Genomic DNA, 14315 nt, shown 5'->3' with positions numbered 1-14315 from the left:
TCATGTTAGAATGCCCGCCGCTTTTGCCTGACATCACTTGATGAAACGGCGCACGAGGGAGTTTGCGCAGCAATGCCAGTCGCCTTGAATTAAACATCGCACTGCACCGCGTCAGGATCTATGAGACTCAAGCCCTTCCTTCTTATTTGCCTACTGTGCATACCTGGCCTTGGCGTTGCCGCCGAGAAGACCGTGTATGGCCTGAATGAATACGCCAAATTGGCCGGCATCGACCTGGAAGTCGCCGCCAAACTCGACACCGGCGCCAAGACTGCCTCGTTGAGCGCCCGCGATATCAAGCGTTTCAAGCGCGACGGCGAATCCTGGGTACGCTTTTATCTCGCCATCGACACCGCCCATTCCCACCCCATCGAACGCCCCCTGGCCCGCGTCAGCAAGATCAAGCGCCGCGCCGGTGACTACGACCCCGATGAGGACAAGAACTACACCGCCCGCCCAGTGATCTCCCTGGATATCTGCATGGGCACCGCTTTACGCAGCATCGAAGTGAACTTGACTGACCGCAGCGCCTTCCAATACCCGCTGCTGATCGGCTCCGAAGCGTTGAAACGCTTTGATGCGCTGGTCGACCCCAGTCTTAAATACGCAGCGGGCAAACCCGCCTGCGCCGCCGACGCTCATACCGCCGAGTAAACCGAATGCGCTCTCTGACCCTGCACCTGAGAATCCTGATCACCATCCTGGTGGTGTTGGGTATTTCGGTCACCGCCTATCAGATTTTCGTGCTGGGAATTCCCGTCACCGAAGACGCCACCGACGACCTGTGGAACATCGACGCCAAGGTCGAGTTCGTCGCCAACCCCAAGGACCCGGTGAAGATCTCGATGTTCGTGCCGCCCCTGAGCCGCGACTTCGTCAGTCTCAATGAAAGCTTTATTTCCAATAACTACGGCGTGAGCGTCAACCGCACCGACGGCAACCGCAAGGTCACCTGGTCGGCGCGCCGGGCCAAAGGCAAGCAGACCCTGTATTACCGCCTGGTGCTGACCAAGCGTTACAGCGGTGAAAAGGTCAAGGTCAAAGGCCCGACCTTCCGCGACAGCATCGCTGTGGAAGGCCCGGAAAAAATCGCCGCCGAAGCCCTGCTGGCGCCGATCCGCCAGCATTCGGCCGACGTCGAGACCTTTATCACCGAGGCAATCAAGCGCACCAACAACCTCAACGACGACAATGTAAAGCTATTGCTGGCGGGCGACCCGTCCACGCCACACAAAGCCAAGATCGTCGAACTGTTGCTGTCCATCGCCCATGTGCCGGTGGAAAAAGTCCACACCATCCGGCTAGTCGCCGACCAGCCGCAAACTCCGGAACTGTGGTTGCGCAGCTTCAACGGCAATGACTGGCTGTACTTCAACCCGGAAACCGGCGAGCAAGGCCTGCCGTCCGACCGGCTGCTGTGGTGGACCGGCGATGAAAACCTGATCACGGTGGATGGCGGCAAGAAGGCCGCAGTGACCTTCAGCCTCAACAACAGCGAGATGAACGCGATTCGCCTGGCCAAGCTGACGGACGAAAACACCGACGCCAATTTCCTCGAATACTCGTTGTACGGCCTGCCGCTGCAAACCCAGCAAACCTTCATGATCATGGTAATGATCCCCATCGGCGTGCTGGTGATTCTGATCCTGCGCAACCTGATCGGCCTGCAAACCCTGGGCACCTTCACCCCGGTACTGATCGCCCTGGCGTTTCGCGAGACGCAATTGGGCTTCGGCATTGCGCTGTTTACTATCATCACCGCGCTGGGCCTGTCGCTCAGATCGTACCTGGAACACTTGAAGCTGCAGATGCTGCCGAGGCTCTCGGTGGTGCTGACCTTTGTGGTGGTGCTGATTGCGGCCATCAGCCTGTTCAGCCACAAGCTGGGCCTGGAACGCGGGTTGTCGGTAGCACTGTTCCCGATGGTGATTCTGACCATGACCATCGAGCGCCTGTCGATCACCTGGGAAGAACGTGGCGCCAACCATGCGTTGAAAGTGGCCGTGGGCACACTGTTCGCCGCCGCCCTGGCGCACATCATCATGAGCGTGCCGGAGCTGGTCTACTTTGTGTTCACCTTCCCGGCCATCCTGTTGATCCTGGTGGGTTTCATGCTGGCCATGGGTCGCTATCGCGGCTATCGCCTGACCGAGCTGGTGCGTTTCAAGGCCTTCCTCAAGGCTGATTCGTAATGTTCGGCTTCTGGAAAACCTGGAAGGCCCTCGAAGCACGAGGGATCATGGGCATCAACCGGCGTAACGCCGACTACGTGCTCAAGTACAACAAGCGCAGCCTGTACCCGATCGTAGATGACAAGATCATCACCAAGGAACGGGCGATTGCGGCGGGCATCCATGTGCCCGAGATGTACGGGATCATTTCCACCGAGAAGGAAATCGACAAGCTCGACGAGATCATCGGCGGGCGCAGCGACTTCGTGATCAAACCGGCCCAGGGTGCCGGCGGTGATGGCATCCTGGTGGTAGCCGACCGGTTTGAAGGGCGCTACCGCACGGTGTCCGGCAAGATCATCAGCCATGAAGAAATCGAGCACCAGATCTCCAGCATCCTCACCGGTTTGTACTCCCTGGGCGGCCACCGCGACCGCGCACTGATCGAATACCGCGTGGTGCCCGACCAGATCTTCAAGAGCATCAGCTACGAAGGCGTGCCGGATATCCGCATTATCGTGCTGATGGGCTACCCGGTGATGGCCATGCTGCGTCTGCCGACCCGCCAGTCCGGCGGCAAGGCCAACCTGCACCAGGGCGCGATTGGCGTGGGTGTGGACCTCGCCACCGGCCTGACACTGCGCGGCACCTGGCTGAACAACATCATCACCAAACACCCCGACACCACCAACGCGGTGGATGGCGTGCAACTGCCCAACTGGGACGGGTTCATGAAGCTCGCGGCCGGCTGCTATGAGCTGTGCGGGCTGGGCTATATCGGCGTGGACATGGTGCTGGACCAGGAAAAAGGTCCGTTGATCCTGGAGCTGAATGCGCGACCGGGGCTGAATATCCAGATCGCTAACGACTGCGGTTTGACGTTGCGTACCCATGCGGTTGAAGCGCGACTGGACGAACTCAAAGCGGCTGGCGTGACCGAAACTGCGGAAGAACGGGTGAAGTTTGTGCAGGAAATGTTTGGGCATATTCCTGCGGTAGAAGGCTGATGGCCTCATCGCAGGCAAGCCAGCTCCCACACGCGATCAACCAGTGGGCGCTGGCTTGCCTGCGATAGCTTTCTGACAAGCAACACCTCTATCCAGCTATCACCGACATCCCCTCTAGGACCAAACCCTTCAGGGGACTACAATCGCCACCCCCACGCCAACAGCTGATCCACCCTGCAATGTCGACCTGCTCCGTACACCCGATGCCCTACCGGGCCAACCCCGCCGACTACTTTGCGGCGATTCGTCATGCCCCTGGCGCAGTGCTGCTCGACAGTGGCCGCCCGGCTGCCGAACGCGGGCGTTATGACTTGCTCAGCGCCTGGCCGCGAGCGACATTGACGGTTGCGCCTGACGAAAGTGGCGGTGATTTCCTGCAACGCTTGCGGACCAACCTGACGCAGTTGGGCGAAGCGGATCTGCCTGCAGGTTATGCGCTGCCGTTTGCTGGCGGCCTGATTGGCTACTTGAGTTATGACTTTGGCCGGCACTTGGAGCAAATGCCTGATTGGGCTGTGGATGACCTGCACCTGCCGGATGCGCGCTTCGGGCTGTATGCCTGGGCGCTGATCAGCGATCACCAGGCACAGACCAGCCAGTTGGTCTTTCACCCCACGCTGGCCGACAGCGAACGGCTGCGGTTGGTCAACCTGTTCGGGCAACCTGCTGCTGAATCATCTGACACCTTCAAGCTCAACGGTCCCATGGCACCGGAGCTCACGCCCGAGGCCTACCGACAGGCCATCGCGCGTATTCAGGACTACATCCAGGCGGGCGACTGCTACCAGGTCAACTTTGCGCAACGTTTTCGCGCGCCCTGCAGCGGCGATCCCTGGGTGGCGTATTGCGCGTTGCGCGAGGCCTGCCCTACCCCGTTTTCCGGGTTTCAGAGCCTGCCCGATGACGGCGCGGTACTCAGTCTGTCGCCGGAACGCTTCGTGCAGATCAGCAAACGCCAGGTCGAAACCCGCCCAATCAAAGGCACCCGCCCGCGGGGTTTGACGCCTGAAGAAGACGCCGCCAACGCCGCCGAACTTCTGGCCAGCGCCAAGGATCGCGCCGAAAACCTGATGATCGTCGACCTGCTGCGCAACGATCTCGGCCGCACTTGCCGCACCGGCTCGGTGAAAGTGCCGGAGTTGTTCAGCCTGGAAAGTTATCCCAATGTGCACCATTTGGTGAGCAGCGTGACGGGGGTGCTGGCCGACGACAAAGACGCCCTCGACCTGATCGCCGGCAGCTTCCCTGGCGGCTCCATCACCGGCGCGCCGAAGATTCGCGCGATGCAGATCATCGATGAGCTGGAGCCGACCCGACGCGGGTTGTACTGCGGCTCGCTGGTGTATCTGGATGTACGCGGCGAGATGGACAGCTCCATCGCCATCCGCAGTTTGCTGGTCAAGGATGGGCACGTGAACTGCTGGGGCGGTGGCGGGATCGTGGCGGATTCGGAGTGGGAGGCGGAGTATCAAGAGTCGCTGACCAAGGTGCGGGTCTTGTTACACACTTTGGAAAACCTGTAGCACCCCGCCTTTCCTGGCGCTCGTACGCGGCGCCCAGCGACAGAAAAAACCTGAATCAGAACGGCTGTGGACGCAGTATGAGCGGGCGGATAGCGTCCGGCTCAGACCGTCCACCCGCCACCTGTGAAGGATCACATGAAGCGAATGCCTACTCGTCAGAAATTATTTCCGGGATTGCATCTCACACGAACCCCACCTAATATCTCCCAAATTGGGAGGGCGCAGCGATGCGGATAATCGCCCTCTCTACCTTAAGGACATTCTGGGAAAGCCATCGCGCTTATACCGATGCCAAGACACCGCTGGTCGAACTGTATCGCCATATGGAGAGGACCACTTACACAACGCCACAGGCACTCAAGGCAGAGCTTGGAACGGCGAGCATTCTCAAGGGCGGCAGAGTTGTTTTCAACGTGGGCGGCAACAAGTATCGAGTGATCATGGCGATCGACTATCAACGACAGCTGGGGTTCGTGCGTTTCGTGGGAACCCATATGCAGTACGACCAGATCAACGCGGAGACCGTGTGATGAACATCAAACCTATTCATTCCCAGGAAGACCTGACCGCTGCGCTTGCGCGTGTGGAGCAGCTCTGGGGCGCGGACATTGGCTCGCCAGAGGGTGACGAGCTGGAAATTCTTGCCGTGCTTATTGAGAAATACGAGGCGGAACACTTTCCCATGCCGCCTTCGGACCCAGTGGAGGCGATCAGATTTCGCATGGAGCAATTAGGCATGACTGCCCGTGATCTGGAGCCCTTTATCGGCACCAGTGGGCGGGTGTCAGAGGTGCTGAACCACAAGCGCAAGCTGAGCCTTTCGATGATCAAGCGGCTGCATGAAGGCTTGAGCATTCCATATGAGCGGTTACTGGCCGGGGTTTAAGCAATGGCCGCGCGGGCCTCATCGCGGGCAAGCCAGCTCCCACAGGTTGACCGCATTCAGTGTGGGAGCTGGCTTGCCTGCGATGGGGCCATCAACAGCGCTGAGTCACTTACAGGCTCAACTGCCGATTCGACGCCTTGATGAACGCTTTCTTCAAGTCCTCAAAGGTATGCACCGCCGGGAACTGCGGGAACTCGCGAATCACGTTTTCTGGAGCATGGAACAGAATCCCACGGTCAGCTTCACCCAGCATCGTGGTGTCGTTGTAGGAATCGCCAGCGGCGATCACGCGGTAGTAAAGGGTCTTAAACGCCAGCACGGATTGGCGCTTAGGGTCTTTCTGACGCAGTTGATAGCTCACCACTCGATCATTTTCATCAGTGATCAGGCGGTGGCACAACAAGGTCGGGAAACCCAGCTGGCGCATCAACGGCTGGGAGAATTCGTAGAAGGTGTCCGACAGAATCACCACCTGGAAGCGTTCGCGCAACCAGTTGACGAACTCGATGGCGCCGTCCAGCGGCTTGAGGGTCGCGATTACTTCCTGGATATCGGCGAGTTTGAGGCCATGCTCGTCAAGAATGCGCAGACGCTGCTTCATCAACACGTCGTAATCGGGAATGTCACGGGTGGTTGCCCGCAGGGATTCAATACCGGTTTTTTCGGCGAAGGCGATCCAGATTTCCGGAACCAGCACCCCTTCCAGGTCGAGACAGGCAATTTCCACAAGACACTCCTATTGGATGTTGTTAGTTGAGCGAGCAAAAGGACTGCCGAACTCTAGCGATTCAAGCGCGGCGCCGCAACGCAGAGCGGATTTTGATACCATCACTCCCCTATAGAGCGCTCAGCGCCACTGACCTGTAGGAACCGTCCTGATGAACCAAGCCTTCGACGTCGCTGAACTCGCCGCGACTTATGCCAACAAATCCGCTCAGGACATTCTCAAGCTGGCATTCAGCCAGTTTGGTGATGACCTGTGGATTTCCTTCAGCGGTGCCGAGGATGTGGTGCTGGTCGATATGGCTTGGAAGCTGAACAAGAACGTCAAGGTGTTCAGCCTCGACACCGGCCGTCTGCACCCGGAGACCTACCGGTTTATCGAGCAGGTGCGCGACTTCTACAAAATCGACATCGAGCTGATCTCGCCGGACCAGAGCAAGCTGGAACCCTTCGTCAAGGAAAAGGGCCTGTTCAGCTTCTATAAAGACGGCCATGGTGAATGCTGCGGCGTGCGCAAGATCGAACCGCTGCGGCGCAAACTGTCCGGCGTAAACGCCTGGGCCACCGGCCAACGGCGCGACCAAAGCCCCGGCACCCGCAGCCAGGTGGCGGCGCTGGAGATCGATACAGCGTTCTCCACCCCGGAGCGCACCCTGTACAAATTCAACCCGCTGGCGCAGATGACCAGCGAGGAAGTCTGGGGCTACATCCGCATGCTGGAGCTGCCCTACAACAGCCTGCATGAGCGCGGTTTTATCAGCATCGGCTGCGAGCCCTGCACCCGCCCGGTATTGCCTAACCAGCATGAGCGCGAAGGCCGCTGGTGGTGGGAAGAAGCCACGCAGAAGGAATGCGGGCTGCATGCCGGGAATATCATCAGCAAGGCTTGAGGGCTGACGCGGTAAAAATGTGGGAGCGGGCTTGCCCGCGATTGCGGTGGATCAGTCACTTATAAGTCGACTGAGAGGCCGCCTTCGCGGGCAAGCCCGCTCCCACATTTTGTTTTGGGCAGCCCCTAGAAATGTACACACTAATGTAACCATAAGTGCCATTTATGTGTTCAATCCGTATTCTCCCGCACCAAAACGTAACACTCATTTCCTAACGCTGCTTCCCTCTTAAATAAAGCGCCTCCCCACAAAAAATAAATACCTGTTCAATCGGTCAATTTATATTGCTTTTAATTCAGCAATTTATTCAACAGACCTATAAAAACGAAATTAACCCTGATTTTCATAGACCCAAAACTGGCACGCATGTGGCTTAAGGTGAATTGCTCTTTGTATACAATAAATACAAAACATACATACACTTTGCCATCTGCAGCGTTCCTGCAGATGCGCCGGAGCCTGCCGGAATGCGTACAAGCCTCTCGAATGACATCGCACTGGATCTGCCCTCCTCCGCCCTGAATCTCGAGGCCGCAAGCCCCGGCCCATTGGTGCTCAGCCCGCGCCTGCATAACAAGGACCTGGCTCCCACCAAAGCCGAAGGACGACGCTGGGGGCGCTACAGCATCTTCGCGTTGTGGACCAACGACGTGCACAACATCGCCAACTATTCGTTTGCCATCGGCCTGTATGCGCTGGGCCTCGGCGGCTGGCAGATTCTGCTGTCCCTGGGGATCGGCGCAGCGCTGGTGTATTTCTTCATGAACTTGTCGGGGTTTATGGGCCAGAAAACCGGCGTGCCGTTTCCGGTGATCAGTCGTATCAGTTTCGGCATCCATGGTGCGCAGATCCCGGCGTTGATCCGTGCGGTGATTGCGATTGCCTGGTTTGGTATCCAGACCTACCTGGCCTCGGTGGTTTTCCGTGTGTTGCTGTCGGCAATTCATCCAGGATTTTCCGACTATGACCACAACTCCATTCTCGGCCTGTCGACCTTGGGTTGGGCGTGTTTCATCACGATCTGGTTTGTGCAACTGGCGATCCTGGCGTACGGCATGGAAATGGTGCGCCGCTATGAAGCCTTCGCCGGGCCGGTGATTCTGGTGACCGTGGCTTCGCTGGCCGGTTGGATGTACTTCCAGGTCGGCGGCAATATTGCCTGGTCGATCCGCGAGCCTTTGAGCGGTGGCGAGATGTGGCGCAACATCTTTGCCGGTGGCGCGCTGTGGCTGAGCATCTATGGCACGCTGATCCTCAATTTTTGCGATTTCGCGCGCTCCTCGCCGTGCCGCAAGACCATCCTGGTCGGTAACTTCTGGGGTTTGCCGGTAAATATTCTGGTGTTTGCCGCGATCACCGTGTTGCTCTGCGGCGGGCAGTTCCAGCTCAATGGCCGGGTGATCGAAAGCCCGACCGAAATCATTGCGGCCATCCCCAATACCTTCTTCCTCGTGCTCGGCTGCCTGGCGTTCCTGATCGTTACCGTGGCGGTGAACATCATGGCCAACTTTGTCGCGCCAGCCTTTGTGCTCAGCAACCTGGCGCCCAAGTACCTGAACTTCCGGCGGGCCGGGCTGATCAGCGCCACCGTGGCGGTGCTGATCCTGCCGTGGAACCTCTACAACAGCCCGCTGGTGATCGTGTATTTCCTCTCCGGGCTGGGTGCGCTGCTGGGGCCGTTGTATGGGGTGATCATGGTCGATTATTGGCTGATCCGTAAAAGCCAGGTGGATGTACTGCAGCTGTATAGCGAAGACCCGAATGGCGTTTATTACTACAGCCGTGGGGTCAATTTACGCGCGGTCGCGGCGTTTATTCCTGCGGCAATCATCGCCATTCTGCTGGCACTGTTACCCGGTTTTGCCAGCGTCGCACCGTTTTCCTGGCTGTTTGGCGCCGGTATTGCAGGGCTGTTGTACTTGCTGATCGCCAAGCGCCAAACGTTCTACGCCGATGTCAGCGGCGAAAGCATTGCAGTCGATAACGCCAGTCATTAATCAAGGACATTCCATGCGCATCCTCGTGGTCAACGTCAACACCACCGCGTCAATCACCGACACCATCGCCCAGCAGGCGCGGGCTGTGGCTTCACCAGGCACCGAAATCGTCGGGCTTACCCCGTACTTTGGCGCCGAATCGGTGGAAGGCAACTTTGAAAGCTACCTGGCCGCCATCGCCGTGATGGACCGGGTGATGGCCTACGACCAACCGTTTGATGCGGTGATCCAGGCCGGCTACGGCGAACATGGCCGTGAAGGTTTGCAGGAATTGCTCAACGTGCCGGTGGTGGACATCACAGAAGCGGCGGCCAGCACGGCGATGTTTCTGGGCCATGCCTATTCGGTGGTCACCACCCTGGACCGCACCGTGCCGTTGATCGAAGACCGCCTGAAACTCGCAGGTCTCTATCAACGCTGCGCCTCGGTGCGCGCCAGCGGCATGGCGGTGCTGGAGCTGGAAGAAGACCCGCTGGCCGCCATGGAAGCCATCGTGCGCGAGGCGGAGCTGGCCATTCGCGACGACAAGGCCGAAGTGATCTGCCTGGGCTGCGGCGGCATGGCCGGGCTGGATGAGCAGATTCGCCAGCGTACCGGCGTGCCGGTGGTGGACGGCGTCACGGCGGCGGTCACCATTGCCGAATCGCTGGTGCGCCTGGGGTTGTCGACGTCGAAGATCAGGACTTACGCAACGCCAAGGCCGAAGAAAGTGATCGGCTGGCCAGGCCACCGCTGAAGGCATCCATATTCTCCTGTGGCGAGCAGGCTTGCCCTGCGTTGGGCTGCGCAGCGGCCCCAGTAAACACACTGAAGTTCCTTCTGAAAGTACTCAGCGCCTGGATTTGGGGCTGCTTCGCAGCCCAACGCAGGGCAAGCCTGCTCGCCACAACGGGCGCCTTACTACAGACGATGGCCGCGACTCGGTAGATGGTAGTGATCAAATCGCGCTGAACGCTTGCCCCAGTTTCTGCTCGGTAAACTGCTCGATGATGAAATCCACAAACGCCCGGGTCTTGCCGGGCAGTAGTTTGTGTTCGGCGTAGTAGATGGAGATGTTGCCGTCGTCGACATACCAATCGGGCAGTACGCGTACCAACTTACCGCTCGCCAGCCAAGGCACGGCAAACGGCATGCTCACCAGCGCAATGCCCAACCCCTGGTCTGCCGCGACGCAGGCCGCCTGGGAATCGCTCATGGTCATGCGCGCCTTGAGGTTCAACGGGCCGTGCTCGCCGTGGCGACCGGTCAGTTGCCAGGAACGCACACGGCCGGTTTGTGGCGAACGAATCAGGATGCCATCGCAGTGCTCAAGGTCTGCCGGCTGCACAACCTCCGCATGTGCCGTCAGGTAATCGGGCGAGGCCACCAGCACTCGATGCGCCGGCGCGAGCTTGCGTGCGACCACCCCCTGAGGCAGCTCAAACCCACCGCCCAGTGCGGCGTCAAAGCCCTGCCCAATCAGATCGACCTGACGGTTATCAAAATGCCAGTCGGGGCTGATACCCGGGAAGCGCTTCAGAAACTCGCCCAGCAACGGCACGATGTACAAACACCCCACCACCGTGCCCATGCTGACTTTCAAGGTGCCCACCGGCCGCCCTTCGGCGCTGGCCAAGTTAGCCACGGCATTCTGGATGGTGGTGAGGCTGGCGCTGACTTCTTCGAGAAACAGCTTGCCGGCTTCCGTCAGCGTCAGCCGCCGGGTGCTACGCTGAAACAGCCGAACACCCAGGCGTGCTTCCAGCTTGGCGACGCTTTTACCGACCGCCGCCGGGGTCAAACTCAGATGCCGGGCGGCTTCGGCAAAGCTGCCACCTTCGGCGCTGCGCACAAAACATTCGATACTGCCAAAGCTCTCCATATCGACCACTCTAAACTTTTGGTTTACACAGACTATAGCAATCACGGTCTACCGGCCTGGGTGGGTGAGGCCGATACTCGGTCCATCAACTACTTGGAGAACGACATGACCACACACAATCTCAGCGGCAAAGTTGCATTGATCCAGGGCGGTTCCCGCGGTATTGGCGCCGCCATCGTCAAACGCCTGGCAGCGCAAGGTGCAGCCGTTGCTTTTACCTACGTCAGCTCTGCCGCCAAGGCCGAGGCACTGCAAAACAGCGTGATCAGCGCAGGCGGCAAAGCCTTGGCCATTCAGGCCGACAGTGCCGATGCCACGGCGATTCGCAACGCCGTCAACGCCACCGTCGAAGCCTTTGGGCGCCTGGATATCCTGGTGAACAACGCCGGCGTGCTGGCCATCGCGCCACTGGAAGATTTCAAGCTGGAAGACTTCGACCAGACCCTGACGATCAATGTGCGCAGTGTATTTATCGCCACTCAGGAAGCGGCCAAACACATGGGTGAAGGCGGCCGCGTGATCAATATCGGCAGCACCAATGCCGAGCGCATGCCCTTTGGCGGTGGCGGGCCGTATGCGATGAGCAAGGCGGCGCTGGTGGGGTTGACCAAGGGCTTGGCACGGGACCTGGGACCGCGTGGCATCACCATTAACAATGTGCAGCCTGGGCCGGTGGATACCGATATGAACCCGGCAGACAGTGAGTTTGCAGCGAGTTTGATGGGGTTGATGGCGGTTGGGCGGTATGGGCAGGTCGAGGAGATTGCCAGCTTCGTGGCGTACCTGGCTGGCCCGGAGGCGGGTTACATCACGGGCGCGAGCTTGACCATTGATGGTGGTTTCAGCGCATAACCAAATGTGGGAGCTGGCTTGCCTGCGATGGCGATCTTGAGGACGCCATCGCAGGCAAGCCAGCTCCCACATTTTTTTGAGCGTGTTTTACTCAGGACATTGGTGGCAAGCCGTAGGCCGCCAGGTCGAAGTCCGCCAGCTTGCGGATGATCTGGTCGGCATGCTGGTACTTGCTGTCGGCCATGGCCTCATCGGGCACGGCGATGGCAGTCATGTTAGCGGCCTTGGCGGCGGTCACGCCAAACGGCGAGTCTTCAAACACCAGGCAATCCTCGGGCGCGACACCCAAGCGGCGGGCGGCAGTGAGGAAGATATCCGGCGCGGGCTTGGCGGCACCCACTTCTGGGTCATCGGCGGTGACGATGGTGCCGAACAAGCCAAACCACTCACGGTGCAAGGTGGTCTTGTGGCCAAACGAATTGCGCGACGAACTGGTGCCCACGGCAATCGGGATGTTGTGCGCCTTCAAATGTCGCACCAGCGCTTCGGCACCCGGCATGCCCAAGGCCTTGGGGAAACGCTCGCTCATCAGCGGTTCGCGAATCAGCAGAAACTCTGCCGGGGTGATCGGCAAGTCCAGCGCCTTCACCACATATTCAGCCAGGTCCTGAGCGCCCCGGCCGATGATGTGCTGCTTGATGCCCCAGTCGTAGGTGCGGCCGTAGCGTTCGGCGATAATCTGTGTAACTTCGGTGTAGATACCTTCAGTGTCCAGCAACAACCCGTCCATATCGAAAATCACGGCCTTGATCGGACCGACTGGAGTACGCGGTACATTCATCGCAACAGCACCTTGGGGAAGGACTAAAAGGTTTCAGCACAATAGCGGCCTACAGCGTAGGTAAGCAACCTTGGCGGCCCTCCACCCTGCGGCGCTATTCAAGGTGCCCACAATGCGCTGTACTTGTATGACTTCAACCGCAGCAACACACCGAAAAAGCTGCGCGTGTTTATCGACTACCTGCAAACTCAACGCCAGCCCTGATAAAAGCGAACCTCTTCATGCTCTATCGCATTGCCGCCGACAGCCTGGTGCTGTTCCACCTGTGTTTTATCCTGTTCGTGCTGTTTGGCGGGTTGCTGGCCCTCAAGTGGCGGCCGGTGATGTGGCTGCACCTGCCCGCTGCGGCCTGGGGCGTGGCGGTGGAAGTGTTCCACCTGCCCTGCCCGCTGACCCGCTGGGAGAACCTGCTGCGCCACCTCGCCGGGCAGGACGGTTATGGCGGCGGTTTTATCGAGCATTACATTCTTACGCTGATCTACCCGGCCGGGCTGACCCCACAGATTCAACTGGGGCTGGGCGCCGTGGTGTTGCTGATCAACAGTGCAGTGTATGTACGCTTGATCAGACAGCGTCAGGCAAACACCCCAGACCGAGCAACGTAGCTTCCACCGCCTGCTCCAGCGGCGTGTGCGGCTCGCGCCCCAAAGCCGCGACCAAGCGCGTGTTATCCAGACGCAATGGGGTTTGCCACAGGTAACGCATCTCCTGCATTTCGCGAAGGGTGACGACAAAGGGCGCGGCCACTTTCAGCAACCACCATGGGAAACGACCTACGCGTGGTTGCTGGCCCGTCCTGCGCAACACCACCTGCTGGATCGCCTGGGTCATCTGCGTGCCATCCGTGTCCATATGCCCGGCCATATGAAAGCGCGCAAAAGCCTCCAGGGTTGACCGGCGTTCAAGCAACTCGACCATGGTGCGCGCCACATCCGGCAAATAAGCCCATTGATGCGCCACACCCGGTGCGCCCGGATAACTGATGGCGTGTACCGGTTTACCGGGCTTGATCAAGCCTTGGGCAAACCAGTTGTTGGCCACCCGAGCGCCGAAAAAATCCCCGGCGCGCACAATCAACACACGGGCGCCACGGCGGGACGCCTGTTCCAGACGCTGCTCGAGTTGTACGCGGATAGCCCCCTTGCGCGTTTGCGGGTGCTGCGGCGAATCTTCATACAGCACCGGAAACACATCCGGCCCGAAGTTGTAGACCGTGCCCGGCAACACAATCGTCGCGCCCTCGGCGATGGCCGCCGCAATGCTGTTGTCGATCATCGGCATGACCAGCTCAGCCCAATTGCGGTAACCCGGTGGGTTGACGGCATGTACGATCACCGCACAACCACGGGCCGCGGCGCGTACCTCATCACGGTTGAGCGCGTCACCCTCGATCCAGGAAAAGTCGGCATTCACGCGGCGCGCCTTGACCACATCCCGCGTCAGTGCACACACCTCCCAGCCTGCCGCGTGGAGTTGCCGCGCCACTTCACCGCCGATCCCGCCGGTTGCCCCCAGTACCAGAACCTTGCTCATGACCTTCTCCTACATTAGTTGGTGAGGCCATTGTGTGTGCAGCCTTGCTATAGATAAATTGCCCAAGACCATCCTGCCGCTATACATTTAT

General features: G+C 59.4%; 15 protein-coding genes. 11 read left to right on the top strand and 4 right to left on the bottom strand.

All coding sequences use genetic code 11. The features are described from left to right. Positions 1–120 precede the first annotated feature (120 nt). From AOA62_RS12345 to AOA62_RS12320, 6 genes are all read left to right on the top strand, one after another. Positions 121–654, top strand: coding sequence for an ATP-dependent zinc protease (locus tag AOA62_RS12345; RefSeq protein WP_017134740.1), 534 nt, complete (start codon positions 121–123; stop codon positions 652–654). 5 nt (positions 655–659) lie between these two features. Further along, a complete protein-coding gene (locus AOA62_RS12340) occupies positions 660–2192 on the top strand; it encodes an inactive transglutaminase family protein (protein WP_017134739.1) in 1533 nt (510 codons plus the stop codon). Next, complete coding sequence (locus AOA62_RS12335) at positions 2192–3178, top strand: alpha-L-glutamate ligase-like protein (RefSeq protein WP_017134738.1); 987 nt, start codon at positions 2192–2194, stop codon at positions 3176–3178. The genes AOA62_RS12340 and AOA62_RS12335 overlap by 1 nt, the downstream gene beginning before the upstream one ends. A gap of 179 nt (positions 3179–3357) precedes the next feature. Further along, the gene (pabB, locus tag AOA62_RS12330; protein ID WP_017134737.1) at positions 3358–4701 is read left to right on the top strand and encodes an aminodeoxychorismate synthase component I; all 1344 of its coding nucleotides are present in this window, start codon (positions 3358–3360) and stop codon (positions 4699–4701) included. Between the two features lie 227 nt (positions 4702–4928). After that, complete coding sequence (locus AOA62_RS12325; RefSeq protein ID WP_099548789.1) at positions 4929–5231, top strand: type II toxin-antitoxin system HigB family toxin; 303 nt, start codon at positions 4929–4931, stop codon at positions 5229–5231. Further along, positions 5231–5587, top strand: a complete 357-nt coding sequence (locus tag AOA62_RS12320; protein WP_099548788.1) for a type II toxin-antitoxin system HigA family antitoxin — start codon at positions 5231–5233, stop codon at positions 5585–5587. The genes AOA62_RS12325 and AOA62_RS12320 overlap by 1 nt, the downstream gene beginning before the upstream one ends. Before the next feature lie 109 nt (positions 5588–5696). On the opposite strand, the gene thrH is transcribed toward AOA62_RS12320, so the two are convergent. Further along, positions 5697–6314: a bifunctional phosphoserine phosphatase/homoserine phosphotransferase ThrH gene (thrH, locus tag AOA62_RS12315; protein ID WP_017134734.1), complete on the bottom strand. Its 618-nt coding sequence runs from the start codon at positions 6312–6314 to the stop codon at positions 5697–5699. Positions 6315–6465: 151 nt separating this feature from the next. On the opposite strand from thrH, the gene AOA62_RS12310 reads away from it, so the two are divergent. From AOA62_RS12310 to AOA62_RS12300, 3 genes are all read left to right on the top strand, one after another. After that, positions 6466–7200: a phosphoadenylyl-sulfate reductase gene (locus AOA62_RS12310; protein WP_017134733.1), complete on the top strand. Its 735-nt coding sequence runs from the start codon at positions 6466–6468 to the stop codon at positions 7198–7200. Between the two features lie 467 nt (positions 7201–7667). Next, the gene (locus AOA62_RS12305) at positions 7668–9197 is read left to right on the top strand and encodes an NCS1 family nucleobase:cation symporter-1 (protein WP_099548787.1); all 1530 of its coding nucleotides are present in this window, start codon (positions 7668–7670) and stop codon (positions 9195–9197) included. A 13-nt stretch (positions 9198–9210) separates the two neighbouring features. Then, positions 9211–9933, top strand: a complete 723-nt coding sequence (locus tag AOA62_RS12300; RefSeq protein ID WP_099548786.1) for an aspartate/glutamate racemase family protein — start codon at positions 9211–9213, stop codon at positions 9931–9933. Positions 9934–10134: 201 nt separating this feature from the next. Here AOA62_RS12300 and AOA62_RS12295 read toward each other — a convergent pair whose 3' ends face one another. Beyond that, the gene (locus AOA62_RS12295; RefSeq protein ID WP_099548785.1) at positions 10135–11058 is read right to left on the bottom strand and encodes a LysR family transcriptional regulator; all 924 of its coding nucleotides are present in this window, start codon (positions 11056–11058) and stop codon (positions 10135–10137) included. Between the two features lie 105 nt (positions 11059–11163). Here AOA62_RS12295 and AOA62_RS12290 point away from each other — a divergent pair, with 105 nt between their 5' ends. Then, a complete protein-coding gene (locus AOA62_RS12290) occupies positions 11164–11910 on the top strand; it encodes a 3-oxoacyl-ACP reductase family protein (RefSeq protein WP_099548784.1) in 747 nt (248 codons plus the stop codon). Positions 11911–12001: 91 nt separating this feature from the next. On the opposite strand, the gene AOA62_RS12285 is transcribed toward AOA62_RS12290, so the two are convergent. Continuing rightward, positions 12002–12691, bottom strand: coding sequence for an HAD-IA family hydrolase (locus AOA62_RS12285; RefSeq protein WP_017134640.1), 690 nt, complete (start codon positions 12689–12691; stop codon positions 12002–12004). Between the two features lie 221 nt (positions 12692–12912). Here AOA62_RS12285 and AOA62_RS12280 point away from each other — a divergent pair, with 221 nt between their 5' ends. Further along, a complete protein-coding gene (locus AOA62_RS12280; RefSeq protein WP_017134639.1) occupies positions 12913–13296 on the top strand; it encodes a DUF2784 domain-containing protein in 384 nt (127 codons plus the stop codon). Here the strand turns inward: AOA62_RS12280 and AOA62_RS12275 are convergent. Continuing rightward, positions 13256–14224, bottom strand: a complete 969-nt coding sequence (locus AOA62_RS12275; protein ID WP_099548783.1) for an NAD-dependent epimerase/dehydratase family protein — start codon at positions 14222–14224, stop codon at positions 13256–13258. The two genes, AOA62_RS12280 and AOA62_RS12275, sit on opposite strands and share 41 nt — an antisense overlap. Positions 14225–14315: the final 91 nt, after the last annotated feature.

It is taken from the genome of Pseudomonas sp. 2995-3 (assembly GCF_002742565.1).
GTDB lineage: Bacteria > Pseudomonadota > Gammaproteobacteria > Pseudomonadales > Pseudomonadaceae > Aquipseudomonas > Aquipseudomonas edaphica.
Note: the sequence above shows the minus strand (reverse complement) of the source record. Positions and strands in the feature narration are given on the sequence as shown.